Source organism: Bradyrhizobium arachidis (assembly GCF_015291705.1).
GTDB classification, from domain to species: Bacteria; Pseudomonadota; Alphaproteobacteria; order Rhizobiales; family Xanthobacteraceae; genus Bradyrhizobium; species Bradyrhizobium arachidis.
In genome coordinates this window covers 894,493-915,958 of record NZ_CP030050.1, presented here as the reverse complement: position 1 = coordinate 915,958, position 21,466 = coordinate 894,493, and the positions used below count along the sequence as shown (strand labels likewise).

Sequence of the window (21,466 nt, the reverse complement as noted above, 5' to 3'; positions counted from 1 at the left end):
GAGCTGTTGTCTATCCTTAACGAGCTGCTGTTTATCCTTAATATGGTGCCGTGAGCGGGATCAATCGGCGACAATCGGCCCAAACGCCTCCCATCGGTCGCCAGTGAAGCGCATCATTCGGAACTCCTTGACCACACGATAGTCGGCCACGCCGGTGTTGACGGAGAGCCCCGGGAGCAGCAGATCAAGTTTCACGCCTTTCAGGTTCGTCGCTTGCGCCATGACATTCTCGCGCGAGAGATTGTCGCCGCATTGCTTCAAGACCTCGACCAGCAGCTCGGCGGCGCTATAGCCATAGACCGTGAAGATGCTTTTCCGGTCGCCTCCCGGATAGTAGCCGTCCATGAAGGCGCTCCATCGCTTCATGCCTTCGTCATCACGCCAGGTTGGGTCCGTGGCCTCCTTGAATGAGCTCGCCGAGATGATGCCCTTTGCGTTCTGGATGCCTGCGGGAATCAGAACTGCGTCGATCGAGGACGAGCCGACGCCAAGGAGGTGAACGGGCTTCCAATCCAGCTCGGCCATCTTTCTGATGACCTGGGCGGCGAACTTCGAGGCAGCCATGTTGACGAGAACGTCGACACCGGCCGCCTTGAGGCGCACGACCTGCGAGTCAACGGTCGGGTCCGCCACATCGTATGAAGCGTCACTGACGATGAGTTCGGCTGCCCTTGCGCCGAGTGCTTCCTTCAAGCCGGTCAGATAATCCCTGCCACTCTCATCATTCTGGTAAAGCAGGCCGATTCTGGCATTCGGATAGTTATCCAGGATGAAGCGCGCGTAAACGCGAACCTCTGTGCGCAGATTGGGCGCAAATCCCATCGTCCAAGGGAAGTTGACCGGATCCTCGAAACGCGTCGACCGCCCGGCCACGAAAAGCTGAGGGATCTTGCGGTCATTGAGATATTTCTGGACCGCGATGTTCGAGGCATTGCCGAGCGTCTCGAATGTGAACAACACTTCGTCGCTCTCTATGAGCTTGCGGACCTGCTCGACGGTCTTGGACGGCGTCGCCGCATCGTCGTAGGAAATCAACGTGATCTTGCGTCCATTGACGCCGCCATGATCATTGATCATGCGGAAATAGGCTGCCTGCACCTTGCCGATCACGGAGGATGCCGAAAGCGGACCGCTATAGGGCATCGTCTGGCCGATCTTGATCTCGGTATCACTAGCGCCTGGACCATATTGACGATCACCCGCGAGCAAAGGCGGCGTGATGAAAAGTCCGGCCACAAGGATTGCCGCTCTGGCAGCATTCGTGCGCAAGCTCTTGCTCATCGCTGCAACCCATCGCTGGAGCGGAGCTCGCGGATCCGGGCGCCGTTCACGACATGCATGCTTCTTCGCTGACTGGAGAGCGCACTCATCGCGCCGGTGGCGAGAAAGCTGTTCAGCCGGATGGGATCAGAGCAGGCAAGCGCCGTCCAACGAGCCCTGCCCGCAGTGCGCTAGGAAATTTTCCTGATGTTCGGCAAGCCTACAATCGGCAACAGCCAGCAGCGTTGGGGCGGGGTGGCGTTGACGAGCTATGGTGCCCAGGGGCGGAATCGAACCACCGACACTGCGATTTTCAGTCGCATGCTCTACCAACTGAGCTACCTGGGCGTGCTGAGCGAAGGACCCAAGGCCCATCGAGCGGGCGGTTTATAGTGGGCTGAGAGCGGCCTGTCCACCCGGCTTCGCCAAGAGGCTTCGCCGGGCGCGGCCCGGCTGTGCACAAGCTGGGGCGGGCTAGCCGCGGCTGGCGCGCGGCGCGGCGGACATCCGACCAAGGCGTTGATATTGCTTATCTATTCGACGTCATCGACCTCGTCGTCGCGGCCGGGGATGACGTAGGAGCCCTTCAGCCAGCGGTTCAAATCGACGTCGCGGCAGCGCGAGGAGCAGAACGGGCGGGTGGCATGCTCGGTGGGCTTGCCGCAGATCGGGCAGGTTTTGAGCGGGCCGGTGGGCTTTTTGACCAGGTCGTCCATGACGGGCGCAGCTTACACGGGGTGAAGGATTTTAAGCGCCGGTCCGCAAACAGGTTTCGGGAGCAGCGGCGCATGTGCCCCAGTCGGGCCCGGCCGGGCCATTCTACTGTGCATGGGGTTGTTTTCGAGATTTTTATCGGCGCGGGTCAAACGGCGGTGGCGTTGAGCCAGCCGAAGCGGATCGGGAACCCCTCGCCGCCTAGCAGGGTCGTGGTCTCGTAGAGCGGCAGGCCGACGACGTTGCTGTAGGACCCGACCATCTTCACGACGAACGAGCCGGCGATGCCCTGCACGGCATAGCCGCCGGCTTTGCCGCGCCATTCGCCGGAGCCGATATAGGCCTGGATATCGTCCTCGGAGAGGCGCTTGAAGCGGACGCGGGTCTCGACCAGGCGCTGGCGGAACGCCTCGCGCGGCGTCACCAGGCAGATCGCGGTGTAGACGCGGTGGTTGCGGCCCGACAGCAGCCGCAGGCACTGCGCGGCTTCGTCCACCAGATTGGCCTTGGGCAGGATGCGGCGGCCGACCGCCACCACCGTGTCGGCGGAGAGGATGAAGGCACCGCGCAGCTCGTCGTCGAGCTGCACTGACTTCAGCGCCGCGTCGGCCTTGGCCCGGGCAAGGCGGTTGGCGCAGGCGCGCGGCAGCTCGCCCCGCCTCGGCGTCTCGTCGACGTCGGCCGGCCGGAGCGCATCCGGCTCGATGCCGGCCTGGTTGAGCAGCGACAGGCGCCGCGGCGAACCGGAGGCAAGTACGAATTTGGGGCGGCCGAGCATCAGGTGATTTGGGGGATGAAGCGGGGGTGAATTGCGCGCGGAACCTATCGGAAGGGGGCTGATTTCACAACCGGGAACCCGAGCTTAGGTGATTCGAGGCTTCCGATAAGCGTGTGCCTGCGCTCTGTGACGCGGGTGTTACGGGCCCTCGACGCTACCCGCTCGCCGCGCCGACCTTGGCAAACCGCCGGCGGATGCGCATCAGGAGCTGGTCGCAGACGTCGCGGTAGGCGGCAAGCTTCTGGTCGCGGCTGCCCTCGATGGTGGTGGGGTCGTGCGTCGGCCAGTATTCGACGTCGGCGGCGAGCGTGCGGGTCAGTTCCAGCGCCTTGTGGTGCGCCTCGGGCGAGAGCGTGATGATGAGGTCGAAATTGAGCCCCTCCCAATCCTCCAGCTCCTCGAAGGTCTGCGGCTTGTGCGTGGAGATATCCTGGCCGAGCTCGGCCATCACGGATATCGCGAACGGATCGAGGTCGCCCTTTCTGGCGCCGGCCGACTTCACGTAGAGGCCCTGCGGAAACATGTGCCGCAACAGGCTCTCGGCCATCGGCGAGCGCACACTGTTCATCGCACAGGCGAACAGCACCGATTGCGGATCGCGTGCGCGTGAGGGCGCAGCCATCGCTTACGCTCTTTTTGTTTTGCGCATGATCCGATCCGAAAACCGGTTCCCACTTTTCGGGATCATGCGCGTTCACCCCTTCCAATGAAGGACGGTGATGAGCGTGAACAGCCGGCGCGAGGTCTCGAAATCGACCCGCACCTTGCCCTTCAGCCGCTCCTGCAGCGTGCGCGATCCCTCGTCATGGATGCCGCGGCGGCCCATGTCGATGGCCTCGATCTTGTCCGGCGTCGCGGTGCGGATCGCCTGGTAATAGCTGTCGCAGATCATGAAATAGTCCTTCACGATCCGCCGGAACGGCGTCAGCGACAGCAGATGCGCGACAACAGGCGTGCCGTCCTCGCGGCGGATGTCGAACATCAGGCGATTGCCGGTGATGCCGATATGCAGCGTGAACGGGCCCTGCCCGTCCGCGCCATCGGGCGCGAACAGATTCTGCTCGATCAGGTCGTAGATCGCGATCGCGCGCTCATGCTCGATGTCGGGCCCGGAACGGCCGATCGAGTCCTCGTCGAGCGTGACGCCGACGATGCGGTTCTGCGAGTCGTCCTGTTCGGGCGGCTTTGTCATGACAGATTGAGGCGCAATCCAATCGAGCGCGAATGAGCATCGAGGCCCTCCGCTTGTCCGAGCGTCATCGCGGCAGGTCCCAGCGCACGCAACTGGTCCGGACCGCATTTCAGGATCGAGGTGCGCTTCATGAAATCGTGCACCGAGAGGCCTGAGGAAAACCGTGCCGAGCGCGCTGTCGGCAGCACGTGGTTGGAGCCGCCGACGTAGTCGCCGATCGCCTCGGGCGTATGCGCGCCGAGGAACACGGCGCCGGCATTGCGGATCCTTGCGGCGAGCGCGTCCGGATCGGTGGTCATGATCTCGAGATGCTCGGCCGCGATGGCGTCGGCGAGCGGGATGGCGTCAGCGAGAGTCTTCACCATGATGATGGCGCCGAAATCGGCCCAGGAGGCGCTGGCGATCGCGGTGCGCGGCAGCGTCTTCAACTGCGCTTCAACGGCCTTCTCGACATCGGCGGCCAGACGCGCCGAGTCCGTGATCAGGATCGATTGCGCGCTGGCATCGTGCTCGGCCTGCGCGAGGAGATCCGCGGCGATCCAGTCGGCATTGCCGGTGTCGTCGGCGATGACCAGCACTTCGGAAGGGCCGGCTATCATGTCGATGCCGACCTTGCCGAACACCAGCCGCTTTGCGGCAGCGACATAGGCATTGCCGGGGCCGACGATCTTGGCGACCGGCGCAATCGTCGCGGTGCCGTGCGCGAGCGCCGCCACGGCCTGCGCGCCGCCGACGCGGTAGATCTCAGAGACACCGCCGAGATGCGCTGCCGCCAGCACCAGCGGATTGAGCTTGCCGTCGGGCGAGGGCACCACCATCACCAGGCGTGAGACGCCGGCGACCTTTGCCGGCACTGCGTTCATCAGCACCGAGGACGGATAGGCCGCGGTGCCACCGGGCACGTAGAGGCCGGCGGATTCGATTGCGGTGTAGCGCCAGCCGAGCTCGACGCCGAGCGGGTCGGTGAAGCGCTCGTCCTTCGGCAGCTGACGGCTGTGATAGGTCTCGATGCGATCGCGCGCCAGCTTGAGCGCATCCAACGTCGCGGCATCGCAGGCCTTCACGGCCGTCCCGATCTCGGCGGCGGTGACGCGCAGGCCGGATGCATCCAGCGTCAAGCGGTCGAACTTGGCGGTGGCTTCGAGCAGGGCCGCGTCGCCACGCTTGGCGACGTCGTCGACGATCGCGCGCGCGGCGGCCTCGACGTCAGCGGAGACCTCGCGCTTGGCGGCGAGGAAGGCCGCGAATCGCTGGTCAAAATCGGCGCTGCTGCGGTCGAGACGAACGGGCATTTTTGGCTTGGCTTCCGGCTGGTCTTTGGGGCGGATTGGCTCACCCGGCCCCCTGCTCAATGGCGCGGCGGGAAAGCGGCGTCAACCCTTGGCGGGTGCTGCTCTGGCGACGGCCTGAGCCGGGCCGGCTGGTATACAGGCGACCTCACCCCTCCCCGTCGATCTCCAGTCCCGTTCCCAGTTCGTCCGCCCCAAGATCAGTCAACTCGCATTCCAGGCATTCGACATCGAGGCGGATGGCGCCGCCCTGGGCGAACAAGAGCAGGGCGCTACCGCCCGGCTCCTCGGCGCGGCCGTCCTGGGGGTGAAACTCGATGCCGACAAGGTCCAAAACCTTGTCCGGCGCGTCGAGATCGATGTTGCGCGACTTGCAGGCGAGCACGCGGTCGAAGCGGAGCGCGGCGACCAGCCGGCGCGGCTCGGCCTCGCCCGCCAGCGTCTGCTCCCAGTCCAGCCGGTGCATGCCGACCACCAGCCGCTTCTCGCTCTGCCGCCAAATGATGTCGGAGGCCTGCACGCGGGCATCCTGGACATGGGTCGAGATCACGGCGAGATCGTCGGCATCGAGCGCGATCATCTTGAGCTGGGGAGACATCGCGGGCGCTTCTCCTTCAGGACGGACAGAGTCAACGCGCGCAGGCGCCGAAATTTCCCCACAACTAACGGGCTGGCCGGCTAGACGCTATTGATATCCTCCATCTCCAGCACCTTCCGCGGATACCCGTCCCGGGCAACATGGATCATGGCGCGGCCCATCTGCTCGGTCGAGGTGACGAGCGAAGGCGAGATCCGGCGCAGCACCGACCAGAGCGGCCAGGTTGCGGTATACACGGCCTGCACCCAGGCGGTCTTGGAACGGGCACCGTGCAGCGGCTGGATCGCCCCGGGCCGGAACATGTAGGCGCCCTTGAACGGCAGCTTGAGCAGATCGTTTTCGGTCTTGCCTTTGACCCGCGCCCACATCCGCGAGCCCTGCTCGGTGGAATCGGTGCCGGCGCCGGTGACATAGGTGAAGGTCATCTGCGGATTGAGCCGCGCCAGCGTCGTCGCCGCGGCGAGCGTGAGGTCGTAGGTGAGATGGCGGTACCGCTCCTCGCTCATGCCGATCGAGGAGACGCCGAGACAGAAAAAGCAGGCGTCGAAGCCTGTGAGCTGGGCTTCGATCGCCGAATAATTCAGGAAGTCATCGTGGATGATCTCGGCAAGCTTGGCGTCGTGCACGCCGGTCGGGCTGCGGCCGATCACGAGCACGCGCTCGATGCCGGGGTCGATCAGGCACTCGCGCAAGACGCCCTGCCCGACCATGCCGGTCGCACCGAAGATGATCACTCGCATCGCGACGTCCCCACCGATGTCACGGCTCATGCGGCGACCGCGATGTCGTCGAAGGATATACCGGTCAGCGGTGCCGAGACATCCCACAGCATGGCCGCCGCGGCAAAGTCCTTCGCCTGCGGCATGATCTTCGCGGGCGCCGGCGGGCCCTTCAATTCATAGAATCCGTTCGGACCGTAATAGCCGCCCGGTTCTGCTCCGGGCGAGGTCGCGGCGAACAATGTGGGCAGCGCGCCTTCGGCCGCGGACTGGCTCATCAGCGGCTGGAGCAACCGGCCGACCCGCCACTGGAACGTGTTGGCGCCCGGCCCGTTCGAAATGAGATCGGTCCGCGCGTAGCCGGGATGCGCGGCAAGGCTCGTGATGCCCCAGCCGGCGGCAAGGCTGCGGCGCTGCAATTCCAGCGAAAACATCAGCATCGCCAGCTTGGACTGGCAGTAGGCCCGCCACGGACGATAGGAGCGCTTGCTCTGAAGGTCGTCGAAATTGATCGCGCCGGAGCGGTGCGCAAGGCTGGAGAGATTGACGACGCGCGCGGCCTTGGCGCGGCGAAGCTGCAGCAGGAGGCGTGCCGTCAGCGCGTAATGGCCGAGATAATTGGTGCCGAGCTGCATCTCGAAACCATCCTCGGTCTGCTGCCGCTTCGGCAGCGCCATCACGCCGGCATTGTTGACGAGGAGATCGAGCTGCTCGTTACCGGCGGCAAAGCGCCTGGCGAAATCGGCGACGGAGGCAAGGCTGGCGAGGTCGAGATGCTCGTAGGCAATCAACGCATTGGGAAAACGCTCGCAAATGCCCTCGATCGCGCGCAGGCCCTTTGCGTCGCTGCGCCCGGTGAGTATGACAATGGCGCCGGCGCCCGCCAGCGCCATCGCCGTCTCGTAGCCGAGGCCGCCCGTGGCCCCGGTCACGACGGCGGTCTTGCCGCTGAGAGAGGGGATGTCTGCCGTCGTCCAGTCGGTCATGCCATGTCTCCGTTCGGGGGCTGGAATGAGGCCCGCGACGGCTCTAAATGTGCACTGAGTGCAAATTTGCAAGAGGTGAAATGATTTGAAGGTTTCGAAGGCCATCGGAAAGCGTGCCAAGTCATTGCCGGCGGAAGGAAAATCGCCGCCGTCTGCGGGCCTGCGACAACGCAAGCAGCAGGCGACCCGCGAGCGGCTGACCCGCGCGGCGATGGCGCTGTTCCGCGAGCGCGGCTTCGAGGCCACCACCATCGACGACATCGCAGCCAAAGCGGATATGTCGCGCCGCAGCTTCTTCCATTATTTCGCGTCCAAGGAGGACGTGGTCACCGCCTGGCAGGAGGATGCGGCAAGCGCGCTGGTCGCCGAGATCCTCGCACGGCCTGCGGATGAATCCATGCTGACCGCGGCGGAGAATGCCATCACGGCAGCGGTCAAGCGCGTCGATCCCGCCGAGGCAGCGGCGATGTCGCGGCTCAAGCGCGACAACCCCGCGCTTCACGCGCGCGACCAGCTCAAATACGAGAAGCTCGAGCGCGCGCTGGCCGACGGGCTTGCCGAGCGCGCGAAAAGCAAATCGGACAAGGCCAAGGCCCGGCTCGTCGCCATGATCGCCACCGGCGCGATGCGCGTCGGTGGCGAGAGCTGGATGGGCGAAGGCGCGCGGGAGAAGCCGGAGGTTTTCGTGAAGCGGACGTTCGAAACGATCCGGGCGATATTGAAGTAGCGCTTTTCCCCTCTCCCCTTGTGGGAGAGGGTGGCTCGCCGCTGAGCGGCGAGACGGGTGAGGGGTTGTCTCTGCTTACTCACTCTCAACTGAATTCGGCGGATAGAACCCCTCATCCGGCGCTTCGCGCCACCTTCTCCCACAAGGGGAGAAGGAAGACTCGTCACTCCTTAAAAAACGCCAGGAGGTCCGCGTTGATGGTCTCGGCGTGCGTGGTCGGCATGCCGTGCGGGAAACCCTTGTAGGTCTTCAGCGTGCCTTTCTTCAGCAGCTTGGCCGACAGCGGGCCGGAATCGGCGTAAGGCACGATCTGGTCGTCGTCGCCGTGCATCACCAGCACGGGGACGTTGATCTTCTTGAGGTCTTCGGTGAAATCGGTCTGCGAGAACGCGACGATGCCGTCGTAATGCGCTTTCGCGCCGCCCATCATGCCCTGGCGCCACCAGTTCTGGATCACCGCTTCGGACGGTTTTGCGCCGGGACGATTGTAGCCGTAGAACGGGCCGGCCGGGAGGTCGCGATAGAATTGCGTGCGGCTGGCCGCGAGTTGCTTCTGCAGGTCGTCGAACACGCTCTTCGGAAGGCCGCCGGGATTGGCCGCGGTCTGCACCATCAAGGGCGGCACCGCGGACAGGATCGCGGCCTTCGCCACCCGGCTCTCGCCGTGACGCGCGATGTAGTGCACGACCTCGCCGCCGCCGGTGGAATGCCCGACATGGATGGCGTTCTTGAGGTCGAGATGCGCGGTGACCGCGGCGAGGTCGTCGGCGTAATGATCCATGTCGTGGCCGTCGGCGACCTGCGACGAGCGGCCGTGGCCGCGGCGGTCATGAGCGATGACGCGATAGCCGCGCGTGACGAAAAACATCATCTGCGCGTCCCAATCGTCCGACGACAGCGGCCAGCCATGGCTGAACACGATCGGCTGGCCCGAGCCCCAATCCTTGAAAAAGATCTCGACGCCGTCTTTGGTGGTGATGGTGGGCATGGTGGGGCTCCTTTAGTGAGAAACGTCATTCCGGGGCGCGCGAAGCGCGAACCCGGGATCCGGAGATTGCTGCGCGGGAGTCCGGGTTGGATGCGTTGCATCGCCCTGGAATGACGAGCGAATAACGATCAGGCAAACGTCATCGGCTTGTAGCGGCGCCAGGCGCCGATGGTGAGCAGCACGAAGAACACCAGCACGATGCCCTGCACCACTGCGAACACCGGGCCGGAAGGCGGCGCCGGCGGCACGGCGGGCGCGAGCGCGGCGAGCGCCGGCACTTTCAGGAACGACTGGATCACCAGCACGAAGACGTTGAAATAGAGCGAGATCATCGCAGTGACGATGTAGACCGGACGCCAAACCCCGGAGAGCTTCATGCCGTAGAGCGCGAAGCAGGCGATCGCGAGCAGCACCAGCGAAATGATGCCGATGATGTGCGAGGGCAGCAGCTCCTTGAACGGGAACAGGAACCCGGTGGCGCTGGTGAGGATCGTGAACAGCAGGAAGATCGCGGTGAGGCCCGGCATCGACTTCGAGCCGAGCAGGCCGAACATTACGACAAGGCCGGCGGCGATGGCGATCAGGCTGATGATGACATGGACCAGTGTGAAGGCGGGCAGGCTCAACCCAAGGACCATGGCATCTCTCCTACGCTCTGCATTGAGATCAGAGTAGTATTACGCTCCTCATGGGATTGCCACATACGTTGTCGTCACATGCATGTGCGCGGCCATGCGTCATCGTGCGAATCGACAAACGCATGGCTGATTTTTTTGCAGCGCTGTCACAAACGACAGCAGGTTTTCGACGAAAGTCGAAGCGATCGTTCACACCTCCTTGGTGTCGAAGATCAGGATGTCAGCGCCGCCACTGGCGAATTTCGGCACGTCAGCGCCGGTCGCATTGCCTTCCGGGCTGGCGAATGCCGCCTGGATGTCGGCAACGCTGTCGAAGGTGAGAATGGCGACAAGATGGATTCCGGTCGCGCCGCCGGGAGATGCGACCGGTCCCTTGCTGACGGCGTATTTCTTCAGGCCGGGAAGTTTCTTGGCGAGTGGAATGTGGGTTTCGGCATAGTATTTGTCGAAGGCCGCGGCATCCTTGGGCGTTTTGTAGAGCACGACGATTTCAGCCATTTAGTCCTCCCGTTGAATCTTTTGTTCGCTCGTTCAGCCTTCGATCCTCATGGTGAGGAGGCGCGTTAGCACCCGTGCGGACGATGCTTCGCATCGCCGCGCGAACCATGAAGGCCCGGGGCGTCGTTCCGGGCCTTCATCCTTCGAGACGCGCTGCGCGCTCCTCAGGATGAGGGGAGATAGTCACGCATGACACAGCAGGATGGCAAGCCTCAATCGGCTTGCCATTCCCTTGCCTTGTCCTTGACTAAAGCGCCGGTTTTGCGGCGTCGCCGAGATAGCCGTGCAGGGACGCCACGACCTGTGCGCCCTCGCCGATGGCGCCGCCAACGCGCTTGACCGAGCCGGAGCGGACGTCGCCGACGGCGTAGACGCCGGGCACCGAGGTCTCGAGCGGCGCCACCAGCTTGCCCTGGTTCAGCTCGGACTGTGCGCCGGTGACGACGAAACCGCCGCGGTCGAGCGTTACGCCGCAGCCGTCGAGCCAGCCGGTGGCGGGGTCGGCGCCGACGAACAGGAAGAGGTTGCGGATCTCGGTTTCATCCTCGTCGTCCGACAGCCGGCTCTTCCAGCGGATACGCCGCAACAGCGAGGTCTCGTCGCCCTCGAGCGCGGTGATCTCGGTGTTGAACATCAATTCGATGTTCGGCGTCGCTTCGATGCGCTCGATGAGATAGCGCGACATGCTGGCCCCTAAGCCGCCGCCGCGGATGATCATCAGCACGCGCTTGGCGTGGCCCGACAGGAACACGGCCGCCTGCCCCGCCGAATTGCCGGCGCCGACCAGCGCCACCTCTTCGCCGGCGCAGAGCCGCGCCTCGACCGGCGAGGCCCAGTACCAGACGCCGCGGCCCTCGAACTTGTCGAGGTTGGCGATGTCAGGCCGTCGATAGCGCGCGCCACTCGCGACCACCACCGCGCGCGAGCGCAAGGTGTCGCCGCAATCCAGCGCCAGCGCGAAGGCGCCGTGGGCGCGCGAGCAGTCCAGCGATTTCACCGACATCGGAATCATGATCTCGGCGCCGAATTTCTGCGCCTGGGTGAAAGCGCGCCCCGCCAGCGCCTGGCCCGAGATGCCGGTGGGAAAGCCCAGATAGTTTTCGATGCGTGCGCTGGCGCCGGCCTGGCCGCCGAAAGCGCGGGTGTCGACGACCGCGACCGACAGACCTTCGGACGCCGCGTAGACCGCGGTTGCAAGTCCCGCCGGTCCGCAGCCGACGATCGCAACGTCGTAGATGCGATCGTCCTTGGCGCCGCCGATCATGCCGATCGCGCGGCCGAGCTGGGTTTCGCTGGGATTGCGCAGCACGGTGCCGTCGGCGGTGACGACGAGCGGCCAATCCTCCGGCTTCGGCGAATAGCGCGTGATGATCTCGGCCGCGTCATGCTCGCTGTCGGGGTCGAGCAGATGATGCGGCTGGCCGTTGCGGGTGAGAAAGCCTTGCAGGCGCACCACGCCGGCGGAGTGCGACGGCCCGATCAGCACGGGCCCGCCGATGCCGCCCTGGATCAGATTGACCCGGCGCAGGATCAGCGCGCGCATGATGCGCTCGCCAAGCTCGGCTTCGGCCACCAGCAGCGCACGCAGCCGGTTCGGCGGAACGAGGAGCACCTCGACCTCGCCCTCCGCGCGTCCGTCGACCAGCGCCGGCCTGCCCGAGAGCTGGCCGAGCTCGGCCAGGAACTGTCCCGGCCCCTGGTCTATCACCGGCGTGACGTGGCCGAGCCCGTCGCGCTGGGTGATGGCGACGTGGCCCGCCAGCACCACGAACATGCCCGGCCCTTGTTTGCCGGTCTCGAACAGCAGCTCGCCGTCCTTATAGCGCCTCAGCTCGCCGAAATGGCGCAGGCGCTCGATCTCGGCAGGCGCCAGCGCCGGAAAGGTCTGCTCGGGACGCGTGAACTGCGCCATAAGCGCGTTCCTGTCGGTTCGTTGCACCTCGTCCTGGGCCATCGTCATTCTCGCTCATTGCAAAATCTAGCCGCCGGCCTTTCCGGCGGCTCCCTCGTCGAGGGAACCATCGTCGTTTAGCGCGGGCTCGGTGCCTGCGGCGCGTTCGCGCGCCTGCAGCTTGCGCCGCTTCAAATTTTCGCGCAGCGCCGATTTCAGCCGGTCGTCCCGGGACGTCTTCGCCTGCTGTGCGCGCTTGTCGTTCTCGTCAGCCATCACGGCTCCATTCACGGGATCGGCGATAACATGCCCCATCAACGTGGCAGCTCAAGAGGCGCGCGCAATTCGATCGTGCGAAACTCCAAATGAGTCGAATCCGCCAAGTGGGCCAACTGGCCAGTTGGGCGGGGATATCGGAACCCGAATCGGCAGAAAGTCGACGGTTTCGCGCCAAAACGGGCATTTTGGCCTCGATATCGGCCCGATTTTCTCGTTTTGACGGGACTAGCAAGCTTGCACAGGAGGGGGGCTTGTGGCAGATATCGGCCCGCTTGGTAGGCCCCCTTGGCGGCCGATTCTGATCCCAGCACATGCTGCCGTAGCTCAGTGGTAGAGCACTCCATTGGTAATGGAGAGGTCGACAGTTCAATCCTGTCTGGCAGCACCATTTCTTCGGTACAATCACGCGCAGATCAGCATTCTCGCGGCACCAAATGCCCGAGTTTTGCTCTCCTCTTTCGCCCTCCTGAACTGAAGAGGGCGCAGGGAAGGCCGGGTGCCGGCTGGCACCCATGATCCGCTGCGCGAAGAATTTGCACACGCAAATGCGCAGGCGGGAAACAGGTGGGCCGGAAAACACCCGGCCTTCCCTGCGCGATGGTCTGACGGCTTATACGCGCTCTCCCCGGAGCCGAGTTCCTTCTGGCCTCCGTCACCTCGCGAATTGGCGATGTCTAGAGGCCCGGTTGAGCCTCGATCCATCTCCGCAAGGCTTGACCGTAGCAACGACGGTCAGAACCACGCGCTTTCGCCGTACGCAGCTGGCCCGGCTTGGCTTGAGTAGCTTCGCCGGACACAGCGCCGTCCGTCTGCACGGAGCAAAGACCTCACGAGGTTCATCTCGCCCTGGTCCCGCATACCCATGCCTGGCGCTGCCGCGTCCACCGCACCCCGATCCACGTTCGACACGACGTACGATCGCCCCTCTCCGGGGATCGGGATGGCGAGATATTACCGCAAATCCGAATTTCGGTAAAGTGGAATATTTTCGCGGGAGGGGATTGACGGGTTTTGGCGCGCAGGGGATGTGTTGCCCGACGGGTCGAGATTGCACCGCGCAGGTAAGGTTAATTCTTCCTTTCGATTGTCGGTAAAATTTTATCCATTATCGTCCTTGCCGTGGATGACGAGCAAGAGGCGTCGATAGTGTTTGCGTGTTGCCTGATCGTGACTGGGATTGCGTTGCTTCTGTCCGGCATAGTTGCCTTCGGTTTTCATAGAAATTCGCTGCACTCCTTGGCGTTGCTGTAATCGCATCAGAGAACCGGCTCCTACGCACGATCAATCCGCTTCGCCGATTTGATGTCCGGCAAACCGATCATCGTCCCGGCGCCGCTCGTAGGATGGGTAGAGCGAAGCGAAACCCATCAAGGGCTCGTGCGAACATGCAAAATGATGGGTTTCGCTTCGCTCTACCCATCCTACGCACTGGCAGGTTCATTGATGTCCACGGCTCTCTTGGCGTCCTGCGCAAAAGACACCGTCACGACGCTTTGCATGATCAAGGCGAGGATCAAGGAACGGGCGCGCATGAGCGTGTCTCCAACGCATCTCCTGCACCACAACCTGGAATATATTGCACGAATCCGCGAAGCAGGGAGTTGCGGCCCATCGACGCGCGCGAGCTGTGGCCTGGCCCCTTACCGGCATTTGAACTGCGCCGCTTGAGGCGCGCCCCCGCCACGGACCATGTGGTGACGAGCATTTGAAATATGCAGCCGCACTGTCCGTTTGCCCTCCAAATTCGTAGTGATAGTGTCGTGTTTCGCGGTCTGTCCGGGAGGACACAATGGGATGGTTTGACGGGCTGTTTGGAAGGACGTCGGCGCCTGCGACCCCACTCCTTGCGAGATTCAGGCGGAAATCACGGGCACCAACTGATCCTGATCTTCTGAAGATTGCCAAAGACCGAAAAGGGCATGTTTCGAAGAGAGCCGTGAGAGACGAATATAATCGGCTGCTCCTGGAGAAGTACGCGCACGATAAGTCGTGACTTCCAGCTAGCAGGACGGGCGGAGCGACTTGCCCGCCGGAGCTCAACGAGCGAAGGCGGAAGCGAGTGTCGTCGACGCCTTGCTGGGTGATGAAACGGTTCCGTGGCGAAGCAGGATGGGTTTCGCAAGTGCTCTAACCGTCCTACGAGTGATCAATTGCCATCACCCACCCGCCCGGCGAACCGATCATCGGCCCTTCGCAGCCGCCGGCACAGCTCGCGATTGATGTTCTGCAGAACGATCACGTAGGCGTGGATGTCGGCCTTGTAGCAGGCGTAGAGATTGTGGGCGGTCAGCTCGTACAGCACCGTCGGCATCTCCGCGATCACCGTGGCGGAGCGGTTCTGCATTTCGATCAGCGTCATCTCGCCGAAGAAATCACCAGGCTCCAGAACGGAGATCGGGACGACGCTCCCTGCAGTCGCTCGTTTGCTCACCGCGAGGCGACCGGACTTGACGATGAACATCGAGCGTCCCGGCTCGCCTTCCGCGACGACAATTGCGCCGGCCCCGAAGCGTCGCTCGACCAGCATCGACATCAGGAGCTCGAGGCTGGGGTCCGCAAGACCGCCGAAGAATGGCGTTGCGAGCAGGAACGCTTTCAGGTCGGGGGCAGTGACAGCCATTGCGCGAGGATACGCCCCGCCGCAATCTGCGGCAAGCAAAGCGCAGCTCGTAGGATGGGTAGAGCGAAGCGAAACCCATCATGCTTCCGCGCGGACAGAGTGCGATGGGTTTCGCTTCGCTCTACCCAACCTACGCGGGCTCACTGCCGCGCAGCGTCCTTCGCTTTCGCCACACCTGAAGATCAATCATGGCCTTGACGGTCGCCGCAAGCACCAGCGCACACAACGCCGCCTTCGAGATCGTCTCCATCGTCCCCTCGATCAGCAGGCAATGGGCGACGCTGCCGGCGACGATGACGACCGCCAGCGGCATATGAACGAAGCGCCAGGTTCGCGGCCGCAGGCCCAATCGCCGGCGCAGGAGGGCCAGTAGCGCGACGGCGAAGATGGCCCACATGGCGGTGACGCCAAAGGGAGAGAATGGCGTCGGCGATGTGTAGGTCAGCGCGTCGATCATATCAGGTGGACTGGTGACCCAGAGGCCAGCGACGTGGATCACGATCGCCAGCGCAAGCGCGCCGCCGATCCAGTGATGCGCACGCCGTCCGCGATAGGCCGAGAACCCCGGCAGATATCCACCGATCAGCAGGGGCTGAACGAGCACGAGCGCGAGGGCAACGATCCCGGCGAAGCCGGCGAGGATGTAGACCGGACCGCGCCATGCGAGTTGCTCGCTTGTTGCGGCGGCGGCGATCGGCACGCCAATGACTAAAGCAAGGGCAACCCAGATCAGGATCACCCGGGCGAGCTTCCACCCCGTCATTCGCTGGTTCGCTCAGGCGGACTGAAGGACGAAGTGCGCCTCGAGGCTGGTTTCCTTCGGGCTCCGCATCACCGGCCGCAGGAACACGGTCTTGAATTCACCGCTGTCATAGGCGAGGTGACCGTGCGGCTGGCCGAAGATCGGAATGATCTGCGGCATCTCGAGGCGGAACTTGCCATCCTTGTCGGTGAGCGTGGCGCCGTGACTTTGCGGCTCGTGCTCCTGGCCTTCGACCGTGTGCGCCCAGATCTGGATGCGCTGTCCGGCGAGCGGCGCCCCGTCGCCGGCGCGGCGCACGGTGCCGCTCATCCAGAAGCCGCCCTTGCCGATCCGCTCCACGATCGGCGCGCCCCTGCGATAATTGTTCGCCCCGCCCGACATGGTTTCGGTCGGCGCGAGGCCTTCGGCACGGGCGGGCACCAAAAGCCCGGATGCGCCGGCTGCAAGGAGAGTGCCGCCGGCGGCGAGGAGGGTGCGGCGGTTAAAGACGACCGTGGTCATGTCAGGTCCTCCGGGCGACCGTGCAATGGCTTGGCTCCGGCAAGGGTACAACAACAGGCGCAAAACGCCCAGTTGAGACAAAGGGCGCCATAGGTCGCAATAACAGGGTTGTGAACGAAGGCCGCGTCGTCGCAAACGGACGCCAAGCGACATGGCGACCGCGGGTCTTGCCCTTATCCATCTACCAAGAAAGGCGCCGTTCAGCCACGCTTCCCCTGTCCTCGTTCAAGGCGGAGCCTTTGTGCTCTCATGCGCTTGATCTCTTCGTTGAGAGCGTCGGTTTTTTCATCGAGGCGCGAATTCTCTGATTTCGGCTCGTCGCGCTGACGTATCTTTTCGAGCGCTTTCTCAACCGAGAGCTTGGTCGAATCGGCCATGACATCTCTCCTGGAAGAAAATCGAAGCAGCCAATGCCGGCAATGAAAATGAAGCCAGGTTCCGAATGTTGACGTAGGTCAAACCTGCGCGGAAGTCCGCTGGATCGAAAACGTCGTCCGGGCAGTTCGCCGGTCACCTACGACAATTCCGAATGGTATCGTTGCGTGTCCAATCGCACTGCAACGCTAACATCTGCCCGGGACGGTATTACATATGGAGCCCCGGCGCGCTGCGCCCATCACCGGACCTCTCGCATGATCCCCTTCTCCGTGCTCGACCTCGCACCCATCCGCCAGGGCGGCGATGCGACGCAGGCGTTCCGCAATTCGCTCGACCTTGCCCAGCATGCGGAACGCTGGGGCTTCAAGCGCTTCTGGCTGGCCGAGCATCACAACATGACGGGGATCGCGAGCGCGGCGACATCGGTGGTGATCGGGCATGTCGCGGGCGGCACTAAAACCATCCGCGTCGGGTCCGGCGGGATCATGCTGCCGAACCATTCACCGCTTGTCATCGCCGAGCAGTTCGGCACGCTGGAATCGCTTTATCCCGGGCGGATCGATCTCGGCCTTGGCCGCGCCCCGGGCACCGACCAGTTCACGGCGCGGGCCCTGCGGCGCGATCTCGCCACCACGTCCGAGAATTTTCCGCATGACGTGCTGGAATTGCAGGCGCTGCTCGGTGACGTGCAGCCGAACCAGGCGATCCGCGCCGTGCCCGGCATGGGGACGAAGGTGCCGCTCTGGATCCTGGGATCGAGCACGTTTGGCGCGCAGCTTGCGGCGATGCTCGGCCTGCCCTTCGCCTTCGCCTCGCATTTCGCGCCGCAGATGATGATGCCGGCACTGCGCGAATATCGTGCGCGCTTCGAGCCGTCGGCGCAGCTCGACAAGCCCTATGCGATGATCGGCGTCAACGTGTTCGCCGCCGACAGCGACGCGGAGGCGCAGCGCATGTTCTCCTCACTGCAGCAGCAGTTCATCAACCTGCGCCGCGGCACGCCGGGACCTCTGCCGCCGCCAGTCGAAGACATGGATACGCTGTGGTCGCCGGCCGAGAAGGCCGGCGTCGGGCAGTCGCTGTCCTGCTCCGCGGTCGGCTCGCCCGCCGTGGTGGAAGAGAAATTGAGGGCGCTGATCGCCGAGACCGGCGCGGACGAATTGATGACCACGGGCCAGATCTACGACCACGCCGCCCGGCTGCGCTCGTTCGAGATCGCAGCCGAGGTGCGGGATCGGCTGACGCAGCAGCCGGCGGTGAGTGCCTGAGCACTGTGAGAGTTCTTGGCCTTTATGGTTCGAGACGCCCGCCGTTGGCGGGCTCCTCACCACGAGGGTCTAACAGCAACACAGGACCTCATCCCGAGGAGTCCGCGTAGCGGGCGTCTCGAAGGATGGCCGCGTTGAAGCCGCTCACGCCGCCCTGATCGAGTTCATGAAGCCGGCGACGCCGCGCTTGAGGCGTGCGCTTTCGCCTGCGAGCGATTGCGCGGCCGCCTGGACCTGCGCGGAGGCACCGCCGGTCTCGGAGGCACCGCGCTGGACGTCGGCGATGCTGGCTTCGACCTGCGAGGTGCCGGCGGCTGCACGCTGGACGTTACGGGAGATCTCCTGCGTCGCCGAGCCCTGCTGCTCGACCGAGGTCGAGATCGCCGCGGCGATTTCCGAGATGCGTCCGATGGTCGTCCCGATCTCCTTGATCGCCGTGACCGAATCGCGCGTTGCGGACTGGATGTCGGCGATCTGCTGGCTGATCTCGTCGGTCGCTTTTGCGGTTTGCTCGGCGAGCGACTTCACTTCGGAGGCGACCACGGCAAAGCCACGGCCGGCATCGCCGGCGCGTGCGGCCTCGATGGTGGCATTGAGCGCCAGCAGATTGGTTTGGCCGGCGATGGTCTGGATGAGATCGACGACGTCGCCGATCCGGCCCGCGGCCTGCGACAGCTCGCTGATGCGCGCGTCGGTCTTCTGCGCCTGGCTGACGGCCTCGCCCGCGATCCGCGCGGAGGTTTCGACCTGACGGCTGATCTCGCCGATCGAGGAGGCAAGCTCCTCGCTCGCCGCGGCCACCGAATGCACGTTCGACGACGCCTCGCCCGACGCCGTGGAGGCGCGGTTCGAGACCTGCGAGACAGTATCGGCGGTCTTCGACAACGTGGTCGACGACGTCTCGAGCTGGCCGGCCGCGACCGAGACGAGCTCGATGATCTCACCGACCTCGCGCTCGAACTGATCGGCCAGCCGGTTCATGTCGGCCTTGCGCGCTTCGACTTGACGCTGCTCGGCGAGCGCATGTTCCTCGCGCAGGCGGCCGGTCTCGATCATGGCGTCGCGGAACACTTCAACGGTCCGCGCCATCTCGCCGATCTCGTCGTGGCGGTCGGCATGCGCGACGGGCGCCTCGAGCTGACCTGCGCTGAGCGAGGCCATGCGCTCCTTCAGGGCAGACAGCGGCTTGACCACGCTGCGGCCGACGGCCCAGGCGATCGCGATCGAGATCAACATCAGGACGGCGATGACGATCGAGGCGGTCTGCACCATCGACCAGAAGGAATTATCCACCTCCGACATGTATTCGGCCGAGCCGATCATCAGGTTCCACGGCGCGAAACCGCGCGTGAACGCGACCTTGTCCAAGGGCGTGGCATCGCTGCCGCTGCGCCGGAACGAATAGCGCAGGGTGCCCTGGCCCTTTCTGGCAATGTCCATCAGCGCGACCGCGAACAGCATGCCGTTGGCATCCTTGTTCGGACGCATGTCCTTGCCGACGAATTGCGGAATGCCGGGATTGGAGACGCAGAGCCCTGTCTCGTAATCGTAGATGTACGCGTAGTTGGTGTGGTCTTCGTACCAGACGTAATTATTGGCTTCGAGGAAGCGCTTCTTGGCCTCTTCCTCGGTCATCTGGCCGGCCTTGTAGGCCTTGTAATAGCCGTCGGCGAGGTTCCACACGATATCGACAGCGGCGTGCGCCTTCTCGACGCGCTCGGTGACAAGCTGGCCGCGGGCGATCCACAGTACGGTCGAGGCGACCAGCGCCATGCAGATGGCGGCGACCATGGTCATCAGAGCGAGCTTGGCGCCAATCGAACGAAGGGAAATCAGCTTCTTGAGAGCCGGCATTCTGCCTCTTCGGTGTTGTTGGGCGCCGCGCTCGAAAAAACAGGGCGGCTGCCGTCACGAGGTGGGAATGCCGAAAATTAGAGCAAATCTGTTAAGGAACTCATTTACGCCACGAATGGGCCGCGGGTGTTATCTCGGGATTAATACGGAGATGCCGGCCAAAATGATCGTGCCGGCTCCGCGTCGTCAGGCGCAGGCCGGCACGAGGCGAAGCGCGGTGGTCCAACCGCTAGTCCGGAAACCCGAACAGCTTGGCCGGATTGTGCACCAGAATCTTCTCCAGCTCCGCCTGATCGGGCGCATAGCGGTACATCAGCTCGAGCAGATCGGCATCGTTCGGCGGCTGCTTGACGGAGACCGGGTGCGGCCAGTCGCTGGCCCAGACGCAGCGGTCGATGGCCGCCTCGATATAGGTGCGCGCGATCGGGATCACGTCGTCGTAGGGAGCGCCGGCCTTCGAGGTCTTCTCACCAAGCGACAGCATGACCCAGAAATTGCCCTTCTTGAGCAGCTCCAGCATCTTGCGCAAATTCGGATCGTTCTTGCCGGCTTCCGGATCAGGGCGCGCCATGTGGTCGATCAGCACGGGCACGTCGAGATTCTCGTACTGGGCGACGCTGGAGACGATGCCGTCCTTCTCCGGCTGGATCTTGACGTACCAGCCGAGCTCGCGGATCCGGGCGATGGCGCGGGCGAAATCGGCATCCGACAGCACCGCGCCGAGCTCCTGGCGGAAACTGAAGCGCGCGCCGCGCACGCCGGCGTCATGCAGCTTGGCGAGATACGAGTCGCTCGCCTCGGCGAACACCAGCGCGTTGGCGCAGCCGCGATAGTTCGGGCCCATCGCGGCGAGGCCGTCGAGCACGACGGCATGGTCGGCGCCGTAGGTCGTGGTCTGCACGATGATGCCGCGCTCGATGCCGAGCGTCTTGTGCATGCGGAGCGCCGCCTCCCAGGTGGCCGTCGGCATCCGATAGGCGGCGCCGGGACGCTCCGGATATTTGTCGATCGGACCGAGCACGTGGAACTGGCTGTCGACGGTCTTCGGCGGCGGAGCCTTCACCGGGCGGCGCGGATTGGGATCGAACGGCAGATAGGTCGGCATGCGCAAAAACTCCTCAGTCGATCACGGCGGTGAAGTCGCACTGCACCAGCGCGCCGCCATCCATGTTGTCCATCGGCAGCGCGTGGCGTGCCGGGCGCGAATGCTCGTCCGGAAACATCTTCAACCACTCGACATTGACCGGGCCGCGTTGCGTGCGATCCTTCAGCCACACGGTCATCTTGATGATGTCGTCGGTGGTGCCGCCGGCGGCTTCCACCGTCGCCTTCATATGCGCGAACATGTTGGCGCATTGCGCATCGAGACTCTCGGGCATCACGCCGGCCGCATCGCGGCCGAGGATGACGCCGGACATCACGAGATTGCCGATGCGGCAGGCGTTCGGGATCGGATTGGCGTGCTTGAAGCCGCCGATATGGATGCTCTTGCGCCGTGTCATGATGCGCTCCCTGCTTGTTGTTG

The 21,466-nt window shown here is 64.2% G+C and carries 23 protein-coding genes and 2 tRNA genes; 3 read left to right on the top strand and 22 right to left on the bottom strand.

All coding sequences use genetic code 11. The features are described 5' to 3' along the window. Window positions 1–60: 60 nt before the first annotated feature. The 10 genes from WN72_RS04345 to WN72_RS04300 all read right to left on the bottom strand — a co-directional run bounded on the left by WN72_RS04345 (window position 61) and on the right by WN72_RS04300 (window position 7,536). The gene (locus WN72_RS04345; protein WP_027561445.1) at window positions 61–1,281 is read right to left on the bottom strand and encodes an ABC transporter substrate-binding protein; all 1,221 of its coding nucleotides are present in this window, start codon (window positions 1,279–1,281) and stop codon (window positions 61–63) included. 251 nt (window positions 1,282–1,532) lie between these two features. After that, window positions 1,533–1,608: transfer RNA gene (locus WN72_RS04340), tRNA-Phe, on the bottom strand. A gap of 185 nt (window positions 1,609–1,793) precedes the next feature. Further along, window positions 1,794–1,976 carry a DNA gyrase inhibitor YacG gene (gene yacG / locus WN72_RS04335; RefSeq protein ID WP_027561446.1) on the bottom strand — a complete coding sequence of 61 codons (183 nt, stop codon included), beginning with the start codon at window positions 1,974–1,976 and terminating at the stop codon, window positions 1,794–1,796. A gap of 146 nt (window positions 1,977–2,122) precedes the next feature. Beyond that, complete coding sequence (locus WN72_RS04330) at window positions 2,123–2,752, bottom strand: Maf-like protein (RefSeq protein WP_027561447.1); 630 nt, start codon at window positions 2,750–2,752, stop codon at window positions 2,123–2,125. A gap of 154 nt (window positions 2,753–2,906) precedes the next feature. Beyond that, the gene (locus tag WN72_RS04325; RefSeq protein ID WP_092217975.1) at window positions 2,907–3,374 is read right to left on the bottom strand and encodes an arsenate-mycothiol transferase ArsC; all 468 of its coding nucleotides are present in this window, start codon (window positions 3,372–3,374) and stop codon (window positions 2,907–2,909) included. 72 nt (window positions 3,375–3,446) lie between these two features. After that, on the bottom strand, window positions 3,447–3,944 hold the full coding sequence (locus WN72_RS04320) for a UPF0262 family protein (protein ID WP_027561449.1): 498 nt from the start codon (window positions 3,942–3,944) through the stop codon (window positions 3,447–3,449). Further along, window positions 3,941–5,236: a histidinol dehydrogenase gene (gene hisD, locus WN72_RS04315; protein ID WP_092217974.1), complete on the bottom strand. Its 1,296-nt coding sequence runs from the start codon at window positions 5,234–5,236 to the stop codon at window positions 3,941–3,943. Before hisD ends, WN72_RS04320 begins: the two co-directional genes overlap by 4 nt. Before the next feature lie 145 nt (window positions 5,237–5,381). After that, the gene (locus WN72_RS04310; RefSeq protein ID WP_027561451.1) at window positions 5,382–5,831 is read right to left on the bottom strand and encodes a DUF2948 family protein; all 450 of its coding nucleotides are present in this window, start codon (window positions 5,829–5,831) and stop codon (window positions 5,382–5,384) included. Between the two features lie 80 nt (window positions 5,832–5,911). Beyond that, a complete protein-coding gene (locus WN72_RS04305; protein WP_167381020.1) occupies window positions 5,912–6,571 on the bottom strand; it encodes an NAD-dependent epimerase/dehydratase family protein in 660 nt (219 codons plus the stop codon). A gap of 26 nt (window positions 6,572–6,597) precedes the next feature. Further along, window positions 6,598–7,536, bottom strand: coding sequence for an SDR family oxidoreductase (locus WN72_RS04300; RefSeq protein WP_092217972.1), 939 nt, complete (start codon window positions 7,534–7,536; stop codon window positions 6,598–6,600). A gap of 85 nt (window positions 7,537–7,621) precedes the next feature. On the opposite strand from WN72_RS04300, the gene WN72_RS04295 reads away from it, so the two are divergent. Continuing rightward, window positions 7,622–8,263 carry a TetR/AcrR family transcriptional regulator gene (locus tag WN72_RS04295; RefSeq protein WP_092217971.1) on the top strand — a complete coding sequence of 214 codons (642 nt, stop codon included), beginning with the start codon at window positions 7,622–7,624 and terminating at the stop codon, window positions 8,261–8,263. Window positions 8,264–8,426: 163 nt separating this feature from the next. Here WN72_RS04295 and WN72_RS04290 read toward each other — a convergent pair whose 3' ends face one another. The 5 genes from WN72_RS04290 to WN72_RS04270 all read right to left on the bottom strand — a co-directional run bounded on the left by WN72_RS04290 (window position 8,427) and on the right by WN72_RS04270 (window position 12,554). Then, entirely contained in the window at window positions 8,427–9,251 is an 825-nt protein-coding gene (locus WN72_RS04290) for an alpha/beta fold hydrolase (protein ID WP_027561454.1), read from the bottom strand. A gap of 128 nt (window positions 9,252–9,379) precedes the next feature. After that, window positions 9,380–9,889, bottom strand: a complete 510-nt coding sequence (locus WN72_RS04285; RefSeq protein WP_027561455.1) for a hypothetical protein — start codon at window positions 9,887–9,889, stop codon at window positions 9,380–9,382. Window positions 9,890–10,078: 189 nt separating this feature from the next. Further along, window positions 10,079–10,387: an EthD family reductase gene (locus tag WN72_RS04280; protein WP_027561456.1), complete on the bottom strand. Its 309-nt coding sequence runs from the start codon at window positions 10,385–10,387 to the stop codon at window positions 10,079–10,081. A gap of 247 nt (window positions 10,388–10,634) precedes the next feature. Further along, the gene (locus WN72_RS04275) at window positions 10,635–12,341 is read right to left on the bottom strand and encodes an FAD-dependent oxidoreductase (protein ID WP_027561457.1); all 1,707 of its coding nucleotides are present in this window, start codon (window positions 12,339–12,341) and stop codon (window positions 10,635–10,637) included. A 24-nt stretch (window positions 12,342–12,365) separates the two neighbouring features. After that, window positions 12,366–12,554: a hypothetical protein gene (locus WN72_RS04270; protein WP_027561458.1), complete on the bottom strand. Its 189-nt coding sequence runs from the start codon at window positions 12,552–12,554 to the stop codon at window positions 12,366–12,368. Window positions 12,555–12,870: 316 nt separating this feature from the next. On the opposite strand from WN72_RS04270, the gene WN72_RS04265 reads away from it, so the two are divergent. Further along, window positions 12,871–12,945, top strand: a tRNA-Thr gene (locus WN72_RS04265). 1,758 nt (window positions 12,946–14,703) lie between these two features. Here WN72_RS04265 and WN72_RS04260 read toward each other — a convergent pair. The 4 genes from WN72_RS04260 to WN72_RS04245 form a co-directional block, all read right to left on the bottom strand. Then, on the bottom strand, window positions 14,704–15,177 hold the full coding sequence (locus WN72_RS04260) for a Crp/Fnr family transcriptional regulator (RefSeq protein WP_027561459.1): 474 nt from the start codon (window positions 15,175–15,177) through the stop codon (window positions 14,704–14,706). A 130-nt stretch (window positions 15,178–15,307) separates the two neighbouring features. Then, the gene (locus WN72_RS04255; RefSeq protein ID WP_027561460.1) at window positions 15,308–15,940 is read right to left on the bottom strand and encodes a ferric reductase-like transmembrane domain-containing protein; all 633 of its coding nucleotides are present in this window, start codon (window positions 15,938–15,940) and stop codon (window positions 15,308–15,310) included. Between the two features lie 12 nt (window positions 15,941–15,952). After that, the gene (locus tag WN72_RS04250) at window positions 15,953–16,441 is read right to left on the bottom strand and encodes a peptidase associated/transthyretin-like domain-containing protein (protein ID WP_027561461.1); all 489 of its coding nucleotides are present in this window, start codon (window positions 16,439–16,441) and stop codon (window positions 15,953–15,955) included. Between the two features lie 200 nt (window positions 16,442–16,641). Further along, entirely contained in the window at window positions 16,642–16,818 is a 177-nt protein-coding gene (locus WN72_RS04245; RefSeq protein WP_167336542.1) for a hypothetical protein, read from the bottom strand. Between the two features lie 255 nt (window positions 16,819–17,073). On the opposite strand from WN72_RS04245, the gene WN72_RS04240 reads away from it, so the two are divergent. Beyond that, window positions 17,074–18,087, top strand: a complete 1,014-nt coding sequence (locus WN72_RS04240; RefSeq protein ID WP_092217970.1) for an LLM class flavin-dependent oxidoreductase — start codon at window positions 17,074–17,076, stop codon at window positions 18,085–18,087. Between the two features lie 144 nt (window positions 18,088–18,231). Here the strand turns inward: WN72_RS04240 and WN72_RS04235 are convergent, their stop codons facing one another. The 3 genes from WN72_RS04235 to WN72_RS04225 form a co-directional block, all read right to left on the bottom strand. Beyond that, entirely contained in the window at window positions 18,232–19,941 is a 1,710-nt protein-coding gene (locus WN72_RS04235) for a methyl-accepting chemotaxis protein (protein WP_092217969.1), read from the bottom strand. Window positions 19,942–20,170: 229 nt separating this feature from the next. Next, window positions 20,171–21,046: an amidohydrolase family protein gene (locus tag WN72_RS04230; protein WP_092217968.1), complete on the bottom strand. Its 876-nt coding sequence runs from the start codon at window positions 21,044–21,046 to the stop codon at window positions 20,171–20,173. Window positions 21,047–21,059: 13 nt separating this feature from the next. Further along, window positions 21,060–21,443, bottom strand: a complete 384-nt coding sequence (locus WN72_RS04225) for a RidA family protein (protein WP_027561465.1) — start codon at window positions 21,441–21,443, stop codon at window positions 21,060–21,062. Window positions 21,444–21,466: the final 23 nt, after the last annotated feature.